The organism is Rhizobium sp. BK181 (genome assembly GCF_014193305.1).
GTDB lineage: Bacteria > Pseudomonadota > Alphaproteobacteria > Rhizobiales > Rhizobiaceae > Rhizobium.
This window is the reverse complement of sequence record NZ_JACHZA010000007.1, coordinates 80,487-101,927: the sequence shown is the minus strand read 5'-3', so window position 1 is coordinate 101,927 and position 21,441 is coordinate 80,487. Positions and strand designations below refer to the sequence as shown.

The following is a 21,441-nucleotide window of genomic DNA, read 5'->3' as shown; positions in this document are numbered from 1 at the left end:
GGCGGTCAGGTCACGCGATGCCTGCGCCACCCCAATTCCGGAAGGCGTTTCGCCATCCGGCGTGTCACCCGATGATCAGCAGCAACGCGCCGGTGCCAATCAGAACCAGCGTCCATACGAAGTCCACGTTGATCCAGGCGCTACGCAATATCTCGAGCCCGACCCACCGATAGACCCCCAGTGCAACGAGGCCGGTGACTGCCAACATCGCAAGGGTATGGACACCAACCGCGGCGATCGTCATTGCCGCGGAATCACCGATTTCGGGCACCGGCGACTCGGTGAGACATAGGGGCATCAGGGCTGGAAGGACCATCAGCCCCGCGCCATGAGCCGTCGCCATCAGGAACGACCAGCACGCAAGGCCAAAAAGCCCGGTGCGCAAGCCGATGCGAACACGCCGACCGTGCCCAAAAACATGGTGCCAGATCGCCCATGCAATAAGCGCCCCGCCGGTAGCCATGCGCACCACGCCCTCGTTCACGACAAGGCCAGCTGCGACCACCGCTCCGGCCACCAGCGCGATAGACACGGCGTGTCCGAGGGCGATGGCGGGGACCGCCTGGATTACTACTGCAGAGCTCTGCCTGTGGACGCCAAGCGCAACGGCAAACAACCATCCCATCGCCGGATTGAGACCATGAAACGCGCCCAATCCAGCGAGCAAGATCCAGGGCCAAAGGTCGCTCATAGGCGTCTCATTCGCTCCTTACGGATAACAGTAGGAATCCGACGAGCAATCCCCGCCTTGCAGACGGACTTGGTGCGGACGATGCGACTTCGGCCATTCAACAAAGAATTTTTCGTCGAAGGCAATGCCGCCATCCGGTTTCGCGTCGAGCTTGACCATCCACCCCAAGATACCATCGGGGTAGAACTGCTCGTCGATCGCCCCGTAGAGCGAGTTGGTGAAATAGATGCGGCGACCATCGCGGCTGATCTCCACCATCTGTGGTCCGCCGTTCAGGGCGCCGTTCTTAGCGCCCGGGTGCGATGCACGCGAAACGATGCCGCCAATCCGCACCTTGCCGGTCAGTTTCGGTTTCAAGGGATCGGACACATCGAACTGAAGCAGATCGCCGGTTCCCCAGCAGGACACGTAAAGAAATCTGTCATCCATGGAGAGATCGATGTCTGTAACGAGCGGCGGTACGGCCTTGAACCCCTTGAGCATTGGCGGCAATTGGTCGGCGTCGGCGGGCTCGGCCGGGATGTCGATCACCTTTGTTACTGCCCATTTTGCGCCATCGCGATGCCAGACCCAGATCGAGGACGAGAGATCCTCAAGGCTGAGCACGCAGTTGACAAATCCATAGGCCTTCGTCGGATCGTGCGCTGGCCTGAGCTCGAATACGAGCTGATACTTCTCGCCAAAATCGATCGTCTGCTGGTGTTTGCGTGTGTGCAGATCCCAGAAATGGAGCCGACGTCCGTATTTCGCACCGAGCAGAATGTCGGGGACGAGACCGTTTTCGAACGTATCCGGCGTGCCCCACTCGCTGGTCACGAGCGTATCGTGGCCAAGGTGCCACCAGACATCATAGGACAGCTGTTGCGGTCCCCGATCCATCTCCCATTGTCCGCGGACGTCGAAGCTCTCGTGATCCATCAGGAAAATACCGCCTGGTGCTTTGCCTTCTGCGTTGCCCAGTGCGGCTACATAGATGCCCTCGGGGCCGCAATGGACCGTATGCGGACGAGAATAGCCGGCCCGTTCGGCCACCTCCGCAGGCTCGATGACCCTGACGATCGACGGATTTTTGCCGTCCGGTTTGGTGTCGACGATATGGATGCGGGAGGATTTCAGTCCTGGCACGACCAGATAGCGGCGTTCTGCGTGCGGGTGCGGTGCGTTCGGGCAAAGACAGGACGAGCAGGCATTCCAGCCGAAATGGTGCAACTCGTCGCCGACATTCGGCATCGCAAGCGTATTTACGATCTGCCCATAAGTCGCAGACGCCGGATCGACATCGACGATCGCCAGCTGGTCGGGAACAGCTTGCGTTGGATCGAAGGCGGCGACGTAGGCAATTGTCTCCGGCGCGGCCTTCATGGCCATTCTCGGTGATGGATAAAAGCTCGGATCGGGTTTCCACGTTACCATGCGAATTGCTCCTGGCTAGCGTGTGCTGAACAATGAAAATGCTTGCTAATGCTTGCCGACAGCCAACTCACGCTGCGGGTGGGGCAGAGCCGAGGAATGTTCAAAGTTTCGAAACCGGCCGAGCCCAAGAGAATTTCTTCCCGAGCAATTGTCTCAAATAACGGCGGGTTTGGGCAGTCCTTTTTTCGCCGGCCGGCTGGGGCTTCATTTGGCTGCCGATATCACCTCATCTGCACGTTGTGCTGCAGACCATTCAAGCCGTGCCGGCAGCGCTTCAGTTCGGATGCTTCGGCGCCGCCCCTTGCTCGCTCCGGCTTCTTGATGCGGAGCGCCGGTCCTCCAGAAGGCGCAAGAGCTTGTTCCGTTTCTTCTTGCGCTGGACAAGGTCGATGTCGCTGACAAGCTTTGCCCCTCCCTCACGCCGCTCCAGCGTGATTTTGCGACTATGGAAGGCCTCTAGTTCAGCTCGATGCGCGACGCTCAGGATGGTCACCTTCGGCAATTCATGGATGACCATTTCCATCATCTTGTCCTGGCTCTTGGCATCGAGTGCTGATGTCGCCTCATCCAGCACAATGAGATCGGGATTGTGTAGCAGGAGACGGGCAAACGCGAGCCGTTGCTTTTCGCCACCCGACAGAGTCTGGTCCCATGGCGCGTCTTCTTCAATCTTGTCGTTCAGATAGCCGAGACCGACCTTGTCGAGGGCCTCCTTGATCGTCTCCGGCGTCCAGCCGTCGGCGGCGCCGGGATAGGCGACAGCGCGCCGGAGCGTCCCGGAAGGGATGTAAGGTCGTTGCGGCAACATGAACAGTTGTCTGTCGGCATGGAAATCAACACTGCCCTCGCCCCACGGCCAAAGACCTGCGATGGCCCGCACCAGCGTACTCTTGCCTGTACCCGACTCACCGGCCACGAGAACCCGCTCGCCCGGTTTGATCTCCACCTGCGTCTCCTTGACCACAGCGGTCCCGTCGTTGAGCGACACGGAGAGATCGTTCAGGCTGAGGATTGCATCGCCCTGGGCTTCACCGTGCTTGATGCGTCCCAAGGCGTCGCTCTGTTCCGCCCGCTCGAGCCCGTCAAGCGACACCATCAGCGAGGCAATGCGCCGTGCACTGGCATTCCAATCGGCGAGACGGGGGTAGTTGTCCACCAGCCATCCGAACGCGCTCTGAACGATGGCAAAGGCCGAGGCAGCTTGCATTACCTCGCCCAAGGTCATGCTGCCTTCAAGAAACTTCGGAGCACAGAGTAAGACCGGTACTACTGGCGCGAATAGGCTCGATCCCTGTGACACAAGCGTTGTGCGCATGTGCTGGCGTGCAAGAAGCGCCCATTGCCTGAGCACCTTTGCAAAGGTTTTGTCGAGGTCGCTGCGCTCCTCCTCTTCACCGCCGAGCAATGCGATGCTCTCGCCGTTCTCCCGCACGTGCGTCAGCGTATAGCGGAATTCGGCTTCCGCCTGATTTTTGGCCTCGGAAACACGGACGAAATGGCGACCGATGACGGCCATCGAACTGGACGTGATCGCAGCGTAGAGTACGGCAGTGACCACCAAAAACCCGGGAATGGTGACAATAGATCCCGCAATCGGCAACCTCAGTGCCCCGCCGATCGTCCAGAGCACCACGATAAAGGTCGAGGCGGACAGGAACGCGGCGATAACGCCCGCAATGAAATCGACCGGCGATTCCGTTGCGATCCGCAAATCCTCCGCAATACGCGCTTCGGGATTCTTGTGATCGCCGCCGATGAGGTTCAACTGATAGTAACGCCCGTTTGCGAGCCAGCGCGCGATGACCGCGGTCGTAAGCCAGGAGCGCCAGCGGCGCTGGATCATCATACGAACGGACACCTGTACCGTGACAAGGACTACGCTTCCAAGCACGAGAGGTAGGAATACGACGCTCAAAAAATAGACGGTGCGGGCATTGTGTTGCTCGATGGCGTCAAAGAGTGCTCGATTCCAGATATTGATGCCATATTGGAAGCCGACATTGGTACCGATGAGGATCAACAGGCCGATCGAGCACGGCCAAGCAAGCTTGTCACCGCTGGGTCCCCAGTAGCGGCGCGCACTTATCCAGAAACGCGTCAGTAGATACCTCCTGCGGGCCTGCTCGACCTCCTCAGGAGTCAGTTCTGGATCAGATTCAACAACATTTGGCGGTGGCACCGCCTCGGCAGTTGACGCTTCCTCTTGGCGCGCTTGTTCGGCGCCCCGCGGTTTGGTTTCGTCGACCGATTTCGGATCGAGTTTAGTGTCGGGCATAGCGCGACAACGGCTTATAAATCAAAAGGTTTCATGTTCCGCTTGTCGACATTGGCTCACTCGAGCCGGTCTGCCCTGCCGACCGCCCTCAAAGGCATTTCCGGCCGGTACCCGGCCATCGGGTGGGTCCAATCAGAGCGCTGCCAATGTGTCCACAGATCATGCTGCTTCAGCTGAGGCCTCCGATCCAGAGAGCTCAAAGCCACGTCGTGGGCTTAGGATCCTCACGAAAGATGGCGTAACCTATCTTATCGTCTCGCGACGCGCATGATGAGCGACACGACAAAGAGAACCAGGAAAATGAAGAACAGGACCTGCGCGATCGATGCGGATGCTCCAGCAATACCGCCAAAACCGAGCACGCCGGCTATGAGCGCGACCACCAAGAACACGAGAGCATAGTAAAGCATTTTCACCTCCGTCACTGCGACGACAGAAGAACGGAGCGGCAGGCGATTGGTTCCGCGGACAGGCTACGATGATCCGCAGTTAGGCCGCGGCCACGACGCGGCGCCTCATCAACACTCTATCGCCATCTTCGGGTTTCGGCGGTTCTGCAGCAGCCAGGTACGCATTCGCCGGAATTGTCAGAACAAACCAAACGCCGGCGCCAAGAACAAAGGATTCACCCGCATGATCGCCACCTCGGGCAAGGATTGGCAGGCAAGCGGAAATCAAAAGCATCAGCACCCGCACGGCCCACTCGGTTTCCCGCCGTCTAATTGCAAGCGCGGCCATCGCGCGGTAGGCGCGGGCATCGTAGTCTCCCCGCTGAGGTCGCGCCAGGAGTTTCCAGGCGGGGGGAAGTGACAGCATCAGCAATGTCCCCGCCGCAAGCAGACTGGCGAATCCCGAAAGGAACCACCAGCTCGAGGCGAAGAGGCATGAAATCACCACAAGGCTCCAGAGAGGGCCAAGCTCGTCCGGCGAACGACGGCTTCGTTCATGCCAAATCTGGAGAACTCGCGATGCGCCCTCCAGCATCGGTTGATCGACAAAACGATTGATGAATTCCATGTAGCGCCCCTCGGGTCCTTGTACGCACCAACAGCAGAGAATTCCGGCACGAACGTGGCGCAACGGGCCGTTTGCGAGACCTCGGGGCCTGCGCTCAACAATTTCGGGCCGCTAAAATCAAAAAACGCCAAGCCTTCCAAGGGCAGCGATTGCCAGCCATGACACCAGACCGGATGCATTTTCTTTCCCTCGCTTTGGAACAGACCTTTGCCCAGCACGTTTCGCGAGACATCCGAGGTCAAGGGAAAACAAGGCAACATGCAGGAGTATCGATCGGCGGACGACGCCCCCACAACGCGGAATGCATTCCAGCTAGTCACCGCCGCCCTGAAACGCCCGTCCAGGCAGACACCTTCACAACAGATCATACGGCCCCGCCGCAACGCCTGGCGCAGCGGTATCGCCGATGAAACCACCTTCTTGATCGACGGCTCCGCGTATTTTTCTGCGCTTGATCAAGCGCTCCGGAAAGCGCGACGGGAAGTATGGATCATTGGTTGGGATTTCAATCCGGATATTCGCCTGAGACCAGATGTCAGCTCCGAAACGCTCGGCGAGCTACTCCTGTCTCTTGTTGACGACATCCAGCAGCTCAGGGTCAGGGTTCTGGTCTGGGGCATGGGGCCAATCTATTCCGGCAAGTCCGTGCGATTGTTTCGCAGAAACGCCGTCTCCATCCACCGGCAGATTTCGCTCCGGTTCGATTTTGGTCATCCGCTCCGTGCTTGCCATCACCAGAAGCTCGTATCGATTGATGGTTCCCTCGCCTTTTTAGGGGGCATCGACTTGACGGACCGGCGATGGGACGAACCCGACCATCGGGTTGAGCACCCCCTAAGGCGATCAACGGACGGCACCCCCTACCCCCCGGTACACGACATCCAGTGCCTCGTCTCCGGCGAGGCCGCGCTCATGATTCGTGACCTGGCACGACGACGCTGGAATAGAGCGACGCGCGAGAGGATTGTGCCTGATATCGAACCCACCGAGGCTGGCCCGCTCTTGGCCGCCGACATGGTCCAGACTCCTGCCGCCATCGCCTTGACGGAACCAGGCATGATTGGCAAGCGCGGCCGCTATCAGGCCCGTCGGCTTACGCGCGACGCCATAGCCGCAGCAAAGCGTTTGATCTATATCGAGACCCAATATCTGGCATCCGCCGGTGTAGGACGGTCGATTGCAAGGCGACTGAAGGAGCCCAACGGACCGGAGATTGCCGTCGTGGTGACGAAGAGCTCGCACGGCCTGATCGAGAAGCTTGCGATGGGCAACAATCGCGACCGACTCATCCGACGCTTAAAGCGTTCCGATCGCTTTGATCGGCTGAGGGTAATGTATGCCGTCGTGCCGGATGGCACCGGAGGTGAACAGGAGCTTATCGGCCACTCGAAGCTTATCATCGTTGACGATAGTTTCGTGCGCATAGGCTCGTCAAATCTCAACAACCGCTCGGAAGGACTGGATACCGAATGCGACCTTGCCCTCGAGGCCGACTGTTCTGACCATCGGGATTCCATCAGATCATTGCGTCATCGACTGATGGCGGAGCATCTTGGATCCAGTCCAGCCGTCGTGCGGGAGATGGAGCAAACACGGACGATGCTTGAGACGATCGCGGCGCTCAACACCGGTGAACGTGGGCTCAGGGACTTCAAGGTTGATCTTCATCGTGGCGAAACCACCCCGTTCCTCGGCACGTCCCTTATCGATCCCCGGCGCCCATACTGGCCGTTACAGAAGTTGCGCTTGCGACTGGGGCGGTTGCTCAATGCGCTTCTCTAGCTGCTTCTTCCTCCCTCTGCGGACGGCGACTTCGGTAATTGCGAAAGCCGGCAACCCCAGCAGAAGCGGAAGCAGGAAGTAGATCGCCCGAAACACGATCAGTCCGCCGATTGAGGCGGCGCCCGGCAGGATGGCACTGACAACGGCCTCCAATACGCCGAGACCGCCGGGAACGTGGGTGACGAGGATGGCCATGTTGGCCAGTACGAAAGCAGTCGCACTCTGACACTCTTGTCTTGGGAACGATCTAGGTTCTGGCGGGTTCCCGCTGCATGAATACAAGCTCCCCTCTCCCTCAGCACTTGGACCACCGCGAGCTCAAAATCCTAACTTATAATGTCCATAGTTGCGTCGGCACCGACCGCCGGGTTGATCCACACAGGATTGCAGACGTGATCGCGCGCTCGGAGGCAGACATCATTGCCCTTCAAGAACTCGACGTCGGCCGAAAGCGGACGGGCGGGGTCGATCAAGCCGCAACGATTGCGGCTCTGCTCAAGATGGAGGCACACTTTCACCCCGCACTGCATGTCGACGAGGAGCGCTATGGCGACGCCGTTCTGACGGCCCTACCCACTCGCCTGATGAGCGCGGGGCCACTGCCCTCGGTTGGCGAGACACGTGGGGCGATCTGGATGCGGATCGATGTCGGGGGATCGGCCGTCAACCTGATCAACACTCACCTTGGCCTGCGCAGTCGCGACCGCGATCGGCAGGTGGCAGCACTTCTCGGCTCGGACTGGATCGGACACCCGGAGTTTCAGGGCGCACCGGCGATCGTCTGCGGGGATTTCAACGCCATTCCATCCTCGCCTGCATACAAAAGCCTCGCAAAGCACTTTCGGGATGCCCAGAGCATGGTCTCCGCAATGCCACGGCCGACCTTTCCTTCATGGTATCCGTTGTTGCGCATTGACCATGTCTTCGTATCGAAAGAACTCCGCGTTGACTCCACCTCAATCGCGCTTGACCCGCTGACGCGCCGGGCCTCGGATCATTTACCGCTACAGGTGAACCTTAGAATCGTGCAGGACCACTCGACCTGAACGCGCGCCGCGCGAAGTCAGCCCCATACCCGACTCGCGAACCACCTGAGCACCGTAAACGATACGATCGCATTGTCGCGGCAAGCTCGCCGAGTTGGTCACCCTATAGGGTGGCTAGATCGTGCCAATTCCGGTCATTCACGATCAGCAGTTCACTTCCCAACTACGCGCCCGCTGGGTGTTCTCGGCCTGACAGCCCCAACGAGGTCCGTCGGCATTCTGCACCAGGTTTGAGATCGAGAATAAATGCGGCGTTCCTTTATCGCCTGTCACTTTTCCGGATTTTGAACGTCACGGAAGGTCTCGATTTCTTCCGGCTCTTTCTCATCCATCCGTGTAATCTCGTTCCTCGCCTCACCGTGCGCGTAAAGCAGTTCGTCCAATTTGGCGTGAATGGCTTGGGTGTCCCGGTGTTCGGCACGCTGGATGAAAAGTGTCATCGACCAGGTGGCAATGGTGGCGACGCCATGCCACTCCAGGGTCTCCCGGCTGAGGATTAGCCATCCAATGGTGTACATGGCGACGACGAGGAAAGCCCATGGGCGGGCAGTCCAAGTACCAAGCTGTGTCAGAAGTGATTGCCACTGCATCGTGTTCTCCATCCGTTGATGGAGTCACAACCCGCATTCAGGATCGCGGTTCCGGCAAGGCTACCACGACACAGCCTCAGAGTCCGGGACGCAGAGATCCCCGACAATGAAGACGTCGCGGTTCCCGGGCCTGAGAGCCGTTCCCGCTACACGTGGAGCAGGCTAGGCCGATCAAACCCGGCTCGCTCGTGAAAACTCTGCTCTTAGAGAGTGTCAATGACACCGCCGTCAACGCGAACGGATGCGCCCGTCGTCGCGGAAGCGAACGGCGACGCAAGATAGGTTACTAAGTTTGCGACTTCCTCGACGCTGGTGGCGCGTTGAATGATCGAGCTACCGCGATGCTGCTTGACGAAGGCGGCAGCGATCTCCTCCAATGGCAACCCGGTCTTAGCTTGCTCGTCGGCAAGCATCGCTTCCACGCCTTCTGAAAGCGTGGGGCCAGGAAGGACGGAGTTCACCGTGATACCCGTGCCGGCCATGCGCTTGGCGAGACCGCGGGCGACCGCGATGTCGGCCGTCTTACTAACGCCGTAGTGGATCATCTCGACTGGAATGTTGAAACCGGATTCGGACGCCAAGAAAATCACGCGGCCCCAGTTCAATGTCTGCATGCCTGGAAGATAGGCGCGGGCCAGCCTGACGGCGGACATGACGTTGACCTGCCAGTGTCGATCCCAAACCTCGTCGCTCGCGTCGAAAAAGTCGATCGGCTGGAAGATGCCCGCGTTGTTAATCAGGATGTCTACCTGGGGAACTTGGGCAACCAGGGCCGCACACCCCTCGGCGGTCGAGAGGTCGGCGGCCGCAGACTTGACGCTGCCCCTGGCGCCTTCGCCCTTGAGCCGTTCGGCGGCCTTTGCAGTCTTGTCTTCTGACCGACCGTTGACCACGACATCCGCTCCAGCCCTTGAAAGCTGGCGGGCAATTGCGTAGCCGATACCTTCCGTTGATCCTGTGACCAGCGCCCTCTTTCCAGTGAGATCGATTTGCATTTTTTGCTCCCGTCAAGGTTGGATGACGAAACCTATAGTCAGTTCTGCGGTCCCGCAACGGTCTGACTACCGGGAGACTCAGCGATATTTTCAGACAGCTTCGAGCCGCAATGTCGGATGCGGCCGTACTCTGCCAGTACTCGCCGTATCCGCTGGACCTAGCCGCGCGCCCCTTCCGTCCTCTGGGAGAAGCGCCTCATCCTAAAGGAAATCGTCGCGCCTTGGCGTGAAGGTGTCGATCAGCAGTCCCTTTTCAACGGCGACAACGCCATGGACGAGGTTGGGAGCAACGATGAAGCTGGAACCGGCGTCTAGCCTTGTGGTGACGCCGTCGACGGTGACGTCGAAGGCGCCCTCGGCCACGTAGCTTACCTGGGTGTGTGGATGTGAATGAAGCGCACCAATGGCGCCGGGCTCGAAACTGAAGGCGACGAGCATCATTTCCGGGCGGTGCGAGAGAACGGCGCGCCTGTTGCCGGGTGCGACTTCGGTCCAGGTGATGTCGTCGGGAAGCGTGTAGTGATCGGCCATTATCATCTCCTATCGGGCAAGCCAGCCGCCATCGACCGGCAGCACCGTGCCATGAACATAATCGGAAGCGCGCGACGCCAGATAGACCGCCGTGCCCACCATATCCTCGGCCTTCGCCCAGCGGGCGGCCGGGATGCGCTTGAGGATATCGGCGCTTCGTTCGGCATCGGCGCGAAGCGCCTCGGTATTATTGGTTTCGACGTAGCCGGGCGCGATGGCGTTCACATTGATGCCCTTCGATGCCCACTCGTTCGCCATTAGCCGGGTGATCCCGGCAAGCCCGCTTTTCGAAGCCGTATAAGACGGAATGCGGATGCCGCCCTGGAAGGAAAGGAGCGAGGCGATATTGATGATCTTCGCCGGCGCTTGCCGTGCGACTGCGGCCTTCGCGAAGGCCTGGCAGAGGAAGAAGACGGACTTCAGGTTGGTGTCGAGCACCGCATCCCAATCCTCCTCCGTAAACTCCAGCGCATCGGCGCGGCGGATGATGCCGGCATTGTTGACGAGGATATCGGGCGAGGCGCCGGCGGCAAGGGCGCGTTCGACAACGGCCTTCGCCTCCCCGATATCGGACAGGTCAGCCTTCAGCGATACGAACCGGCGCCCCGTCAATGCGACCGCGTCCGCTGTCTCGTCCATCGCTGAGCGGCCGACGCCGACGATGTCGGCCCCTGCTTCAGCCAGGCCAACCGCGATGGCCTGGCCGATGCCGGCATTGGCGCCGGTGACGATGGCCCAGCGGCCATTAAGATCGAAAAGGCTCATCGCAGGTCTTCCATCGGCACCTTGTCCATGTCGGTGAAGCTCATGTTATCGCCAGCCATCGCCCAGATGAAGGCGTAACGGCCGGTGCCGGCGCCGGAATGGATCGACCACCCGGGCGACAGCACCGCGTCGTGGTTTTTCAGCACGACATGCCGGGTCTCGCTGGGTTCGCCCATGAAGTGGAAAATGCGGGTCGTCTCCTGCATGCCGAAATAGAGATAAACCTCCATACGCCGATCGTGCACATGCGCCGGCATCGTGTTCCAGACCGAGCCCGGTTCGAACATCGTCAGCCCCACGAGCAATTGGCAGCTGTCGCAGACATCTGGGTGCACATACTGATTGATGGTGCGGGCATTGGATTCCTCGGCCGAGCCCACGACCACCTTCCTTGCCATCTCGCGGGTGATGTGCACCGTCGGGCACGCCCGATGCGCGGGCGCGCTTAGCAGATAGAAGAGCGCAGGCGCCGCCGAATCCTTGCTGGCGAAGCTCAGGGCTCCTTCGCCCATTCCGATATAGAGCGCCTCCTGGAAGCCGAGTTCGTAGGGCTTACCCGCGACGCTGACCGTACCGGCGCCGCCGATATTGACGATGGCGGCCTCGCGCCGATCGAGAAAGCGCTCCGTGCCGGTCTGTGCGATCGCGGCGATCTCAAGAGGACTGGCAATCGGCATGACGCCGCCGACGATCATGCGATCGAGATGGCTGTAGGTGAGGTTGGCCTCACCTGGGCGAAACAAGTTCTCGATCACGAAACCGTCGCGCAGTCCCTGGGTGTCTCGCCTTGCGGCATCCTCGGGTCCGACGACCTGGCGTACCGACACTGAAATGGTCACGGGCTATGCCCCTTCTGTCTGTTGGGTGGGATCAGGTGAGCACGACATATTCGGTCAGCTGGTTGATCGTCGTGTCCGCCTTGTCGACATCGAACACCTTGGTGCCGTGGCTCATGATCACGAAGCGGTCGCAGACCTGGTAGGCGTGGTAAATGTTGTGCGTCACCAAGACGCTGGAGACGTTCTCGGCCTTGAGCTTCAGCACCTGGTTCAAGAGCGCCTCCGTCTCGCGAACCGACAGCGCCGAGGTCGGCTCGTCGAGAAGCAGCACGCGCTTCTTGAAATAGACCGCGCGGGCGATGGCGACCGCCTGCTTCTGGCCGCCGGAGAGATTGCCAACCAGCGTATCGGGGCTATCGATGCCGGAAATGTGGACCGCGTTCTGCAGCACCTCCATGGCAATCTCGCGCATTTCGCGCTGCCTGAGGAAGCCGAAGCGATCGGTGAGTTCACGGCCCATGAAGATGTTGCGGGTGATCGAGAGGGAATCGACCAATGCCGTATGCTGGTAGATGGTCTCGATGCCGGCATCGGCGGAATCGGACCGGCAGGTGAAGGCGGTCTTCTTGCCGTCGACGCTGAGGTAGCCGTCCGTCGGCTTGTGAATGCCGGAGATCAGGTTGACCGTCGTCGACTTGCCGGCGCCATTATCCCCGAGCAGGCCAACCACTTCGCCTTCGCCGATGTGGAAGCTCAGATTGCGCAGTGCCGTCAGCGCGCCGAAGCTCTTCGAGATATTGTGTAGTTCCAGAAGATTGGTGGCCGACATCACGCAAGACCTCGCCGCTCGATAAGATGGTTGAAGATGGCGGCCAGCACGATCAGCGTCGCGATGAACATGTCGAGATAGAAGCCCGGTGCGCGCAGCAGGAGCAGCACGTCCGTGATGGTGTGGATCAAGAGCACGCCGAGGAAGATGCCGATGATCGAGCCGCGCCCGCCGCGCAGCGACAGTCCTCCGATCACGCAGGCGGCGATCGCCTGGAGTTCCAATCCAGCGCCCTGCCCCGGCTGCACGCTGCCGACGCGGGCGGTGGCAAGAATGCCGGCCACTGCCGCCATGCCGCCGGCGATCGCGAATGCCACGAGCTTGACGCGGTTGGTGTTAATGCCGATCGCCTCCGCAGCGCCGCGATTGCCACCGGTCGCGAAGACGTGGTTGCCGAAACGGTGACTGTGGACGAGATAGTGGAAGCCGACGACGAAAAGAACGATCCAGATAAAAGCCGCGTTGATGCCAAAAAGCGTGCCGGAGAACAGGCTGGTAAAGATCGGTTCCGGGTCGAAGCGCACCTGGACGGCGCCGTTATAGAGCAGGACCGCGCCGCGCCAGAACAACAGACCGCCCAAGGTAACGATGAAGGACGGCAGCCCGAAGCGCAGCGTGATGTGGCCGTTGAGCAGCCCGATCATGATGCCGGCCAGCACGCCGAGCGGTGCGGCTATGAAGGCGCTCAATCCGGCGCCAACGAGGCTCGCCATCAGGATGGCGGTGAAGGTGTAGACGGAACCGATGGAGAGGTCGAACTCGCCTGCGATCATCAGCACGCCGGCGCCAAGCGCCAGGCAGCCGAGCACGGGAATTGCCTTCATCAGGATCGTCAGGTTCTGCGGCGAGAGATAGCGAAACTGATCGGGATAGAGCAAGGCGCCTGCGATGCAGACGATCTGCAGCGTCATGAAGACGAGGAAGATCGCGCCTGCCGGCATCGCCATGATCTGCCTGAGAATAGGTTGCTTCTGCGTCCGCGACCGGGGCGCGGCACTTTCTGCGAGAATTGGTGTCACGGTCTGGTACTCGATCGATTGAAGACGGAGAACCTGCCGGCATCACCGGCAGGCTCCCACGAAACGCGTTTAGCGGAAGCTGCCGATCAGCGGCTTGACCGAGCTGATGCGCGACTTGTCGAGGAAGGCGCCCTGGCCGGTGTCGACATCCGTCGGCGTCAGCCCGTACTTCTTCGAGAGCGCGATCTGGGCGATCGGGTAGTAGCCCTGAAGGTAGGGTTGCTGGTCCATGGTCGCGAACATCGCGCCGGATTCAACCGCATTAACGATCTCGACTGCCAGATCGAAGCCGCCGAACGGGATCTTCACGCCAGCGTCCTTGATGGCACCGGCACCGACCGTCGAGGTGACAGAGCCCGTTCCGAACAGCGCCTTGACGCCGGGATTGGCGATCAGGAACTGCGCCATGATATTCTGCGCCTCGGCTGGATCGAGACCGGCGCGAACCGTCTCGACCTTGATGCCGCTTTCCTTCATCGCCTTCTCGATTCCGCCGCCACGCGCGACCGCGAAGCTCGCCTCGGGAATTTCACGCGGATTGAAAACGACGTCGCCGGACTTCAAGCCGAATTCCTTGATCATCCGGTTGCCGAGCTCGTAGCCGGAAGAGAACTCGTTCATGCCGACATAGGCCTGGCGGCAATTGCCCTTCGCGCCTTCGAGGTCGTCATTGTTGAAACCGATGACGACGATGCCGGCCTTCACGGCCGCGCAGATGCTTTCGTCGAAGGCATCCGACGAAGAGATGGCGACAGCGATGCCATCGACGCCTGCTGCCGTGGCGCTCTCGATCAGGTCGTTCTGGCGAACCGGATCGTTGTTTGCGTATTGCACGTCGAGATCGACGCCGAACTGTGCCGCCGCATCCTTCGCGCCCTTCACCACGGGGTTGAAGAACTGGACACTCGGATCGAGATAGATGATCATCGTTGCCTTGACGTCGGCGGCCAATGCCGTAGATGTCATCATCGTGGCGATACCCGCGGCGAGTGCTGCGGTTTTCAACCTGGTCAATTTCATTTGCGTATCCTCCCTTTGGATGTGCAATGCGGGGTCGAAAGACCCAAGTCTCGGCTGGCGGGCTCCGACCAAAGATCACGCCGGCCGAGATTTTCCTCCCGGACGTCCCGCCTTCTCCCAAAAGCGGAAACGCCCTATCCCTTTATCTCCCCGTCAGCCGAACCACGGCGCCGGTCGCCCGAACGTCACGTGCACGCCCTTGAACTGGGAATATTCATCGAAGCCATAGCGGCCGAGTTCGCGGCCGAGGCCGCTTTTCTTGTAGCCGCCGATCGGCAGTTCAGGCGTGCCGTCGATGACGCTGTTGATCCAGCAACGGCCGGCGCGGATGCGGCGGATGCTCTGCATGGCGTTTTCGAGATTGGTGGACCAGACCGACGCGGAAAGGCCGAACTCGCTGGCATTGGCCAGTGCTACGGCTTCGTCAGCGGTCTTGAAGGTCAAGGTCGAAAGCACCGGTCCGAAGATCTCCTCGCGGGCGATCGACATCTCAGGCTTCACACCAGCAAACACGGTAGGGGCGTAATAAATGCCGGTCTCCTTGCCGACGCGCTCACCGCCGAGCAACAATTCGGCACCGGATGCGATGCCGGCTTCCACATAGGAATGAACCTTGCCGACATGCGCTTCTGATATCATCGCCCCGATCTTCGTGCGATCGTTCAAGGGATCGCCGAAAGTCACCTTGCGCGAAATATCGAGCAGGCGCTCCATCAACGCGTCGCGGATCCCTTCCTGAACCAGCAGCCGGCTGCCCGATATGCAGCACTGCCCGCCATTGTGATAGACGCCGTAAGCGATGCCATCGGCGGCAGCCTCGAGGTCCGCATCGGCAAAGACGATCTGCGGCCCCTTGCCGCCGAGCTCCAACCCGACGCGCTTGACGCTGCGCGCGGCGATCTCGCCAAGCTTGGTCCCGACACGCACGGAGCCGGTGAAGGCAACCATGTCGACGCCGGGGTCTTCGGCGAGCACCTGGCCGGCCGGGTCGCCGTAGCCGGTAACGACGTTGAAGACGCCATCGGGAATACCGGCCTCGCGCGCCAGTTCCGCCATGCGGATCGACGTTCCCGAGGTGAACTCCGACGGCTTGAGGACAACGGTGCATCCTGCGCCAATTGCCCACGGCACGCGCTCGGAAGCGATGATGAAGGGGAAGTTCCAGGGCGTGATGATGCCGACGACGCCGACAGCTTCGCGCAGCACCAGACCCAAGCGATCGTCGCCGATATTGTTGTGCGCCTGTCCTTCAAGCGCGCGCGCCTGGCCGGCGGCGTAGGACCAGAGATCGGCGCAGAACCCGATTTCACCGCGCGCTTGGGCGATCGGCTTGCCGACCTCAAGGCTTTCGGCCAAAGCGAGCTCTTCCTGATGCTTGAGGATCAGGTCGGCCACCTTGAACATCAGGCGCGAGCGCTCCGCGCCCGACATGCGCGGCCACTGACCAGTGTCGAAGGCACGGCGAGCCGCCGCAACCGCCAAGCGCACATCGTCAGCCGAAGCTTCCGGCCATGTACCGACCACGACACCCGCATGCCCCGGGCTGACGCGGTCAATCGTACGACCCGATGCGGCATCCACCGACTTGCCATCGACAAGCATCTGGTAGCGGGATTTAATGTTGAGCCGCGGATCACTGGAATCAGGCGCAATGAAATTGGACAGCACGTTTCCCTTAAAGCCGACACATCGTGCCGGCCCTCCCTTTTTACCCGGTTTCAGACCACCGGATTTATGTTGCGTTTGAATTGTATGGTACTGTATGGTGGTTTAAATTGGATGTCAACGCATGACGGCGACGAAAGACATGAACCTCGAATCCTTGAAGATTGAGACCGGCGAAACCGCAGCGGCACAGGTGGAACGCGACCTGCGGGAGGCGATCATCAAGCTCGAATTAGCCCCGGGCGCGCGGTTGTCGGAACAGGATATCGCCACACGCATGGGCGTCTCGCGCCAACCCGTGCGAGAGGCCCTCATCGCGCTCGGAAAATCAAAGCTGGTCGATGTGCGCCCGAACAGGGGCACTGTGGTCGTCAGGATCTCGGCGCGGCAGATGATGGAGGCGCGCTTCGTCCGCGAGGCGCTTGAGACCGCCGTTGTCCGTCGCGCCAGCGATAGCTTCGATACTTGGACGCGACGCCGGATCGACACCATTCTTGCCCGGCAGAGAGCTGCCATGGAGGCCCATGACCACAACGCATTCCGACGCGAGGACGAGCAGTTTCATATCGCAATCGCGGAAGGCGCGGGCTGCAGCCTTGCCTGGAATGCGATTGCCGACATCAAGGCCCATATGGATCGCGTCTGCAATCTCCAGCTTCGCCACCCCGATTCCATGATGCGGCTGATCGCCGAGCATGAGGCCATCATCACCGCCATCGACAGTCGCGACGCCGATGCTGCGGCATCCGCGATGTGCGCGCATCTCAACGGCATCCTGTCAGACCTACCGCAAATAGAAGCGGATCATCCCGACCTTTTCGAATGATGCGGCGCAGCGGTTACGCGCTGTGCGGGGTGAGTTGTGGGGAGCGGAGGAAGCGGACGTTGCATCAGCGAGTCGTTGCGCGGCTGTCGCGATCGATAGCTATTCCTGGAGACCGCGTGGCGGAGCCGTTCAAGGAAGCGTTGGCAGTCTGCCTCGTTCTTGTACGCCATCCGTTTTCCTCATGCGGCGACGTATCCGAAGGCCCTGCTCGACGCTTTGAAGCCTCTTCTAACTTTGCAATAGTCCACACTTATGTCCGCAATCTGCGGGAATCGGAAATCAAACGTCGCGCTGAGCAGCCGACGTCATCAGGCAGTCCCACTGCACCGGCTCCCTACTTCGTGCCGTTTTGATGACATGGCCGATCGAGTTGAAGGGCGGCACTGTTAGACGCTGGCGCCAAGGGAGATGAGAAGTTCATCCAACTGCGCGAACTGCTCTGGCATCGCGTCTTCCATGCCGACGAAAGCCTCGTCGAGCGCTTCTTTCGAGGGATACAGTTCTTGCAGGACTAGCAGCGTTCCACCACCCTTTTCCTCGAAGGTCACAGTCGTGACGGCAGCGGTGTCGCTTTCGTCATTGGTCCAGACGAGACGCGACGGTGGTAACACTTCCAGATACTTGCCGAAGAAGGCCATGGAGTCCGAGGCATCATGTCCGAACGTGACGCGATAGCTGCCTCCGGTGCGCACATCCATCTCGCACGAAAGCATGGGCACGCCGCACGACTTCGGCGCCCACCACAGTTTGAACAACTCGGGTTTGGTCCACGCGTCGAACACAAGGCGAACCGGACCGTTGAAGGTGCGCGTCACGACAAGTTCGCGCTCGGACCTCCGTTCGACCCCGGTGCGGTCGTTACTCGCTCTGTAGCCCATCGATTCTCTCCTTCCGTTTCAGGGTCTCGACGACTTCATCCAACGCGTCGAAGCGTGCGTTCCAGATCTGGCGGCGCGCTTCAATCCACGCCGCCCCCTCCTCGAGCCCGAGCGGGCCGAGCCTGCAGGTCCGCACGCGGCCGACCTTCTCCGTTGTCACAAGCCCCGCCTGCTCCAAGACGCCGACGTGCTTCTTCATGCCGGTGAGGGTCATGTGAAACTTCTTTGCAAGCTCCGTGATCGAAGCATCCGCACTTCCAAGCTGTTCCAGAACGCCGCGTCGGGTGGCGTCCGAGAGTGCGGCAAAGCAGGTGTCAAGGCTAGCTGAAAACTGAACCATCTAGTTCAGTTTATATCACGCGGGTCGGTTTCGAGCAAGGGGATCGAGGTTGGTCTTCAGGTGATGAATTGCGAGGAGCGACAGACGCTGGCGTTTGCGCGATGCAGCGCCGATCCACGGAAGCCCGTCTCGACTGCTTCGCGCCGGAACTCGCCAAAATGACATCCGGCCCGGATCGGCAGATAGTGGGAGGCGTCGGCCGTCAGGTAAGGTCGACGTTGCCTCCAGAAGGCAATCAGCTTCAGCCCAAAACGGACTGCTACGTCGGCGGCTTCGAAGAGATAAAGGCCTGTAAAGTTCTCATGTCGCCGACCGCATTGACTGGCAAGGCTCCGAGAGATCAATGCTTGATGGCTCAACGATGCCCGACAATACCGGTAGGCCGGAGGCCTCCATGAAGGTAACTACTTCCATCCGGGCGCAAGCCGGTCTGCGGACTCCCGATTGTCGTCAGACCGCATCAAACTCGACTAGACTCTTCGGTGGCGGGATGTCCGTTCGACCAGCTCGCCGATCGGCGACATACTGGATCGCTTCCACGAGTTCCAAATCCAAAATCGGCTTCTGGATCACTCCCAGCGCCCCTGGCACTCCGCCTCGAAGCGCACCCGGATCACTGGTCATGAAAAGCACCGTCACGTCGGCCTCCACCAATGTCCGCCCGACAATGGGTCCAGTAGGGCCATCCTCGAGATTCACGTCCACGAGCGCCATGTCCGCGTCGGTGGCAAGCATGAGTGCCTGATACATGTTGCTCGCGATCCCAACAGGACGATGTCCGAGTTCCTCTATCGTGTCCTGCAGGTTGAGCGCCACGAGCGGTTGGTCTTCGACGATTAGTACATTGAACGACATGGTGTCTTCTCCGAACTGTCCTATCGAAGGATTAACCCTTGTCGCCCCAGGCTTGTTCCAAGGGTTGTTGCTTACCGGAACGGAACGGCGGTTGGTTGTGTGAGGATGCGACGAACACTAATGCGAGATGAAGCGCATGTCGGTAGTCTGGGATCGAATGGCATGACATCTGAAAGCATGTCACCGGATAGATCTAAGAGCTGTTGAGCTACGGAATGCACGATGTCCCCTTCCCGCTGAAATCCGCTTTTGCGTAGAAGGGGATCGCAACGAGGTTAGTCAAGGAAGCGATAAATGTCGCCCGAGAGCGCGGCGCAGTTTGGCGCCCACTTCAAGATCGCAGGCTAATAAATGCCGCCCTGATCTCCTGGCTGAACAGGTTGGGTTCTTCCCACGCCGCGAAATGACCTCCCCTGGAGGCTCGGTTGTAGTAGATCAGCTTCGGATACGCCCTGACCAGCCACTCCTTCGGCGGCCTGTACACCTCTCCGGGAAAGATGGTCACGCCAGTAGGCACCTGGATAGCTGTAAGCTTTGCGCCTGAGACCGTGTTCTCCCAATAGATTTTGCCGCTGGACGGCCCCGTGTTGGTCAGCCAGTACAAGGTGATATTGTCGAGGATCGCGTCCTTTGACAGCGCTTTTTCTGGCTCACCGCGGGTGAATACCCAGTCGGCGATCTTGTCGTATAACCAGGCAGCAAGCCCAACTGGCGAGTCGGCTATGCCGTAACCGACGGTCTCCGGACGGGTGTTCATGATCGCCGCGTACCCGAAGCCGTTGTTCAGGAAGTCCCTTGCTTCGCCGAAAATCTTTTTCTCGTCGGTAGAAAGAGCAGCCGGCGCTGGAGCACCGCTCTTCAATGCCTGGGCAGCGTCCGGTGGGAACGTTGTTGCCCGTTCGATGCGATTGACGTGAATGCCGAGGAGGCCCTCAGGAGCCTGGCGACCAAGCGCATCGGAGATAATTGCTCCCCAATCACCGCCTTGGGAGACGTAGCTGTTATAACCGAGACGCCTCATGAGCACGTCCCATGCGCCCGCGATGCGCTGCGGGTTCCATCCGGTCACGCTCGGCTTTTCCGAAAAACCGAAACCGGGGATGGACGGCAGCACGAGATGGAAGGCGTCTTCGGCCTTGCCGCCGTGCATAGTCGGATCGGTCAACGGTCCAATGACATTGAGGAGTTCGAAAACCGAACCTGGCCAGCCATGTGTCATGATCAACGGCAAAGCGTTCTGATGCTTGGACCGAACGTGAATGAAGTGGATATCAAGCCCGTCGATTTCAGTCAGAAATTGCGGGAATGCGTTCAACCTAGTCTCGGCGTCCCGCCAATCGTAATCGGTCTGCCAATATTCGACGAGTTCCCGCAGTCTGGTCGGCGGAACGCCCTGGGAGCGGTCGGTGACAGTTTGCCCGTCCGGCCAGCGCGTTGCCGCAAGCCGCCGCCGCAAATCGAGTAGCGCAGATTCCGGAACCTCAGCCTTGAACGGTCGTATTTCACCTGTGGAACCTGCTTTGGCCATTCTGGGCTCCGTCGCATTGGCAAACGACGGTAAAATCGCAGTGGACAGAGCGGCAGCCGTTCCCGCAAACAAGAGAGCGCGGCGAGACAGATCCGTGGCAGCGGTTTTTGCGATCAGGGTCATGACATTTCCTCCCTTCTGGTGAATTACTTCACAGGTTCAACGAGCTTAGCATTCCGGCTGACGATGTAAGTCGCCAGCTCCGACGCCTTGCCATCCCCCACGTTTCGAGCGGAATGGGCAACACCATCCGGGATGAACAGGGATTGCCCGGCCTTGAGTGTGACGGCTTCCCTTCCCTCAAGCTTGTACTCGAGTGTTCCCTTAAGAACGTAGGCGACCTCCTCGCCAGGGTGCCGGTGGTTTACCACGAATGCGCCTGGATCAAAGTCGACGCGCACCTGCACGGCTTCCTTGCCGGAAATGCTGATATCCTCCTTTACCAAGTCCGTCCGTCGAATTTCAGGCTGATCGGCTCTTGCAGTCTGGAAGGCGAAAGCGGCGATAACCAGAGCCGCGGAAACGATACGTCGTGCGTTCATTGGATTGCTCCTTGGTTGATAATGAGCTCGTGCGACTGCACCGTGCTTGCAATCC

23 protein-coding genes are annotated in these 21,441 nt (G+C 60.1%); 3 read left to right on the top strand and 20 right to left on the bottom strand.

From position 1 onward, the window contains the following. Positions 1 to 64: 64 nt before the first annotated feature. From FHT77_RS17920 to FHT77_RS17900, 5 genes are all read right to left on the bottom strand, one after another. Positions 65 to 691: a hypothetical protein gene (locus FHT77_RS17920; RefSeq protein ID WP_183756285.1), complete on the bottom strand. Its 627-nt coding sequence runs from the start codon at positions 689 to 691 to the stop codon at positions 65 to 67. Between the two features lie 18 nt (positions 692 to 709). Then, a complete protein-coding gene (locus FHT77_RS17915) occupies positions 710 to 2,104 on the bottom strand; it encodes a selenium-binding family protein (RefSeq protein WP_183756284.1) in 1,395 nt (464 codons plus the stop codon). A gap of 274 nt (positions 2,105 to 2,378) precedes the next feature. Further along, positions 2,379 to 4,379, bottom strand: coding sequence for an ABC transporter ATP-binding protein/permease (locus tag FHT77_RS17910; RefSeq protein WP_183756283.1), 2,001 nt, complete (start codon positions 4,377 to 4,379; stop codon positions 2,379 to 2,381). Between the two features lie 248 nt (positions 4,380 to 4,627). After that, the gene (locus FHT77_RS17905) at positions 4,628 to 4,789 is read right to left on the bottom strand and encodes a DUF1328 domain-containing protein (RefSeq protein WP_016554323.1); all 162 of its coding nucleotides are present in this window, start codon (positions 4,787 to 4,789) and stop codon (positions 4,628 to 4,630) included. Between the two features lie 79 nt (positions 4,790 to 4,868). Further along, positions 4,869 to 5,396: a hypothetical protein gene (locus FHT77_RS17900; protein WP_183756282.1), complete on the bottom strand. Its 528-nt coding sequence runs from the start codon at positions 5,394 to 5,396 to the stop codon at positions 4,869 to 4,871. Between the two features lie 207 nt (positions 5,397 to 5,603). Between FHT77_RS17900 and FHT77_RS17895 the strand changes: the two genes are divergently transcribed. After that, positions 5,604 to 7,178, top strand: a complete 1,575-nt coding sequence (locus FHT77_RS17895; protein ID WP_246719911.1) for a phospholipase D-like domain-containing protein — start codon at positions 5,604 to 5,606, stop codon at positions 7,176 to 7,178. Here the strand turns inward: FHT77_RS17895 and FHT77_RS17890 are convergent. Continuing rightward, complete coding sequence (locus tag FHT77_RS17890; protein ID WP_183756281.1) at positions 7,128 to 7,373, bottom strand: hypothetical protein; 246 nt, start codon at positions 7,371 to 7,373, stop codon at positions 7,128 to 7,130. The genes FHT77_RS17895 and FHT77_RS17890 overlap by 51 nt on opposite strands. A gap of 107 nt (positions 7,374 to 7,480) precedes the next feature. Between FHT77_RS17890 and FHT77_RS17885 the strand changes: the two genes are divergently transcribed. After that, positions 7,481 to 8,224 carry an endonuclease/exonuclease/phosphatase family protein gene (locus FHT77_RS17885; protein WP_183756393.1) on the top strand — a complete coding sequence of 248 codons (744 nt, stop codon included), beginning with the start codon at positions 7,481 to 7,483 and terminating at the stop codon, positions 8,222 to 8,224. Positions 8,225 to 8,493: 269 nt separating this feature from the next. On the opposite strand, the gene FHT77_RS17880 is transcribed toward FHT77_RS17885, so the two are convergent. The 9 genes from FHT77_RS17880 to FHT77_RS17840 form a co-directional block, all read right to left on the bottom strand. Then, positions 8,494 to 8,814, bottom strand: a complete 321-nt coding sequence (locus tag FHT77_RS17880; protein ID WP_183756280.1) for a low affinity iron permease family protein — start codon at positions 8,812 to 8,814, stop codon at positions 8,494 to 8,496. A gap of 203 nt (positions 8,815 to 9,017) precedes the next feature. Then, positions 9,018 to 9,809, bottom strand: a complete 792-nt coding sequence (locus FHT77_RS17875; protein WP_016554328.1) for an SDR family NAD(P)-dependent oxidoreductase — start codon at positions 9,807 to 9,809, stop codon at positions 9,018 to 9,020. A 201-nt stretch (positions 9,810 to 10,010) separates the two neighbouring features. Then, positions 10,011 to 10,340 (bottom strand): cupin domain-containing protein, encoded by a 330-nt coding sequence (locus tag FHT77_RS17870; protein ID WP_183756279.1) that lies wholly within the window; start codon positions 10,338 to 10,340, stop codon positions 10,011 to 10,013. A 9-nt stretch (positions 10,341 to 10,349) separates the two neighbouring features. Next, positions 10,350 to 11,105 (bottom strand): 2-dehydro-3-deoxy-D-gluconate 5-dehydrogenase KduD, encoded by a 756-nt coding sequence (gene kduD / locus FHT77_RS17865; protein WP_183756278.1) that lies wholly within the window; start codon positions 11,103 to 11,105, stop codon positions 10,350 to 10,352. After that, complete coding sequence (gene kduI / locus FHT77_RS17860; RefSeq protein ID WP_183756277.1) at positions 11,102 to 11,944, bottom strand: 5-dehydro-4-deoxy-D-glucuronate isomerase; 843 nt, start codon at positions 11,942 to 11,944, stop codon at positions 11,102 to 11,104. The genes kduD and kduI overlap by 4 nt, the downstream gene beginning before the upstream one ends. A gap of 31 nt (positions 11,945 to 11,975) precedes the next feature. Beyond that, positions 11,976 to 12,713, bottom strand: a complete 738-nt coding sequence (locus FHT77_RS17855) for an ATP-binding cassette domain-containing protein (RefSeq protein WP_183756276.1) — start codon at positions 12,711 to 12,713, stop codon at positions 11,976 to 11,978. After that, positions 12,713 to 13,732 (bottom strand): ABC transporter permease, encoded by a 1,020-nt coding sequence (locus FHT77_RS17850; RefSeq protein ID WP_183756275.1) that lies wholly within the window; start codon positions 13,730 to 13,732, stop codon positions 12,713 to 12,715. Before FHT77_RS17850 ends, FHT77_RS17855 begins: the two co-directional genes overlap by 1 nt. A gap of 69 nt (positions 13,733 to 13,801) precedes the next feature. Next, positions 13,802 to 14,752, bottom strand: coding sequence for a substrate-binding domain-containing protein (locus tag FHT77_RS17845; protein ID WP_183756274.1), 951 nt, complete (start codon positions 14,750 to 14,752; stop codon positions 13,802 to 13,804). 153 nt (positions 14,753 to 14,905) lie between these two features. Beyond that, positions 14,906 to 16,420, bottom strand: coding sequence for an aldehyde dehydrogenase family protein (locus FHT77_RS17840; RefSeq protein WP_183756273.1), 1,515 nt, complete (start codon positions 16,418 to 16,420; stop codon positions 14,906 to 14,908). A gap of 121 nt (positions 16,421 to 16,541) precedes the next feature. Here FHT77_RS17840 and FHT77_RS17835 point away from each other — a divergent pair, with 121 nt between their 5' ends. Continuing rightward, complete coding sequence (locus FHT77_RS17835; protein ID WP_183756272.1) at positions 16,542 to 17,243, top strand: GntR family transcriptional regulator; 702 nt, start codon at positions 16,542 to 16,544, stop codon at positions 17,241 to 17,243. 386 nt (positions 17,244 to 17,629) lie between these two features. Here FHT77_RS17835 and FHT77_RS17830 read toward each other — a convergent pair whose 3' ends face one another. The 5 genes from FHT77_RS17830 to FHT77_RS17810 all read right to left on the bottom strand — a co-directional run bounded on the left by FHT77_RS17830 (position 17,630) and on the right by FHT77_RS17810 (position 21,386). Further along, on the bottom strand, positions 17,630 to 18,121 hold the full coding sequence (locus FHT77_RS17830; RefSeq protein WP_183756271.1) for an SRPBCC family protein: 492 nt from the start codon (positions 18,119 to 18,121) through the stop codon (positions 17,630 to 17,632). Further along, positions 18,102 to 18,461 (bottom strand): ArsR/SmtB family transcription factor, encoded by a 360-nt coding sequence (locus FHT77_RS17825; protein WP_016554338.1) that lies wholly within the window; start codon positions 18,459 to 18,461, stop codon positions 18,102 to 18,104. The genes FHT77_RS17830 and FHT77_RS17825 overlap by 20 nt, the downstream gene beginning before the upstream one ends. Before the next feature lie 450 nt (positions 18,462 to 18,911). Beyond that, positions 18,912 to 19,316: a response regulator gene (locus tag FHT77_RS17820; protein ID WP_183756270.1), complete on the bottom strand. Its 405-nt coding sequence runs from the start codon at positions 19,314 to 19,316 to the stop codon at positions 18,912 to 18,914. Positions 19,317 to 19,647: 331 nt separating this feature from the next. After that, entirely contained in the window at positions 19,648 to 20,967 is a 1,320-nt protein-coding gene (locus tag FHT77_RS17815) for an epoxide hydrolase family protein (protein ID WP_183756269.1), read from the bottom strand. 23 nt (positions 20,968 to 20,990) lie between these two features. After that, the gene (locus FHT77_RS17810) at positions 20,991 to 21,386 is read right to left on the bottom strand and encodes a cupin domain-containing protein (RefSeq protein ID WP_183756268.1); all 396 of its coding nucleotides are present in this window, start codon (positions 21,384 to 21,386) and stop codon (positions 20,991 to 20,993) included. Positions 21,387 to 21,441: the final 55 nt, after the last annotated feature.

What these genes read in the sequence shown, in the direction of transcription:
- FHT77_RS17920 (WP_183756285.1), bottom strand. Translation starts at nt 691, where the DNA reads ATGAGCGACCTTTGGCCCTGGATCTTGCTCGCTGGATTGGGCGCGTTT.
- FHT77_RS17915 (WP_183756284.1), bottom strand. Translation starts at nt 2,104, where the DNA reads ATGGTAACGTGGAAACCCGATCCGAGCTTTTATCCATCACCGAGAATG.
- FHT77_RS17910 (WP_183756283.1), bottom strand. Translation starts at nt 4,379, where the DNA reads ATGCCCGACACTAAACTCGATCCGAAATCGGTCGACGAAACCAAACCG.
- FHT77_RS17905 (WP_016554323.1), bottom strand. Translation starts at nt 4,789, where the DNA reads ATGCTTTACTATGCTCTCGTGTTCTTGGTGGTCGCGCTCATAGCCGGC.
- FHT77_RS17900 (WP_183756282.1), bottom strand. Translation starts at nt 5,396, where the DNA reads ATGGAATTCATCAATCGTTTTGTCGATCAACCGATGCTGGAGGGCGCA.
- FHT77_RS17890 (WP_183756281.1), bottom strand. Translation starts at nt 7,373, where the DNA reads ATGGCCATCCTCGTCACCCACGTTCCCGGCGGTCTCGGCGTATTGGAG.
- FHT77_RS17880 (WP_183756280.1), bottom strand. Translation starts at nt 8,814, where the DNA reads ATGCAGTGGCAATCACTTCTGACACAGCTTGGTACTTGGACTGCCCGC.
- FHT77_RS17875 (WP_016554328.1), bottom strand. Translation starts at nt 9,809, where the DNA reads ATGCAAATCGATCTCACTGGAAAGAGGGCGCTGGTCACAGGATCAACG.
- FHT77_RS17870 (WP_183756279.1), bottom strand. Translation starts at nt 10,340, where the DNA reads ATGGCCGATCACTACACGCTTCCCGACGACATCACCTGGACCGAAGTC.
- kduD (WP_183756278.1), bottom strand. Translation starts at nt 11,105, where the DNA reads ATGAGCCTTTTCGATCTTAATGGCCGCTGGGCCATCGTCACCGGCGCC.
- FHT77_RS17855 (WP_183756276.1), bottom strand. Translation starts at nt 12,713, where the DNA reads ATGTCGGCCACCAATCTTCTGGAACTACACAATATCTCGAAGAGCTTC.
- FHT77_RS17845 (WP_183756274.1), bottom strand. Translation starts at nt 14,752, where the DNA reads ATGAAATTGACCAGGTTGAAAACCGCAGCACTCGCCGCGGGTATCGCC.
- FHT77_RS17835 (WP_183756272.1), top strand. Translation starts at nt 16,542, where the DNA reads ATGACGGCGACGAAAGACATGAACCTCGAATCCTTGAAGATTGAGACC.
- FHT77_RS17830 (WP_183756271.1), bottom strand. Translation starts at nt 18,121, where the DNA reads ATGGGCTACAGAGCGAGTAACGACCGCACCGGGGTCGAACGGAGGTCC.
- FHT77_RS17825 (WP_016554338.1), bottom strand. Translation starts at nt 18,461, where the DNA reads ATGGTTCAGTTTTCAGCTAGCCTTGACACCTGCTTTGCCGCACTCTCG.
- FHT77_RS17820 (WP_183756270.1), bottom strand. Translation starts at nt 19,316, where the DNA reads ATGTCGTTCAATGTACTAATCGTCGAAGACCAACCGCTCGTGGCGCTC.
- FHT77_RS17815 (WP_183756269.1), bottom strand. Translation starts at nt 20,967, where the DNA reads ATGACCCTGATCGCAAAAACCGCTGCCACGGATCTGTCTCGCCGCGCT.
- FHT77_RS17810 (WP_183756268.1), bottom strand. Translation starts at nt 21,386, where the DNA reads ATGAACGCACGACGTATCGTTTCCGCGGCTCTGGTTATCGCCGCTTTC.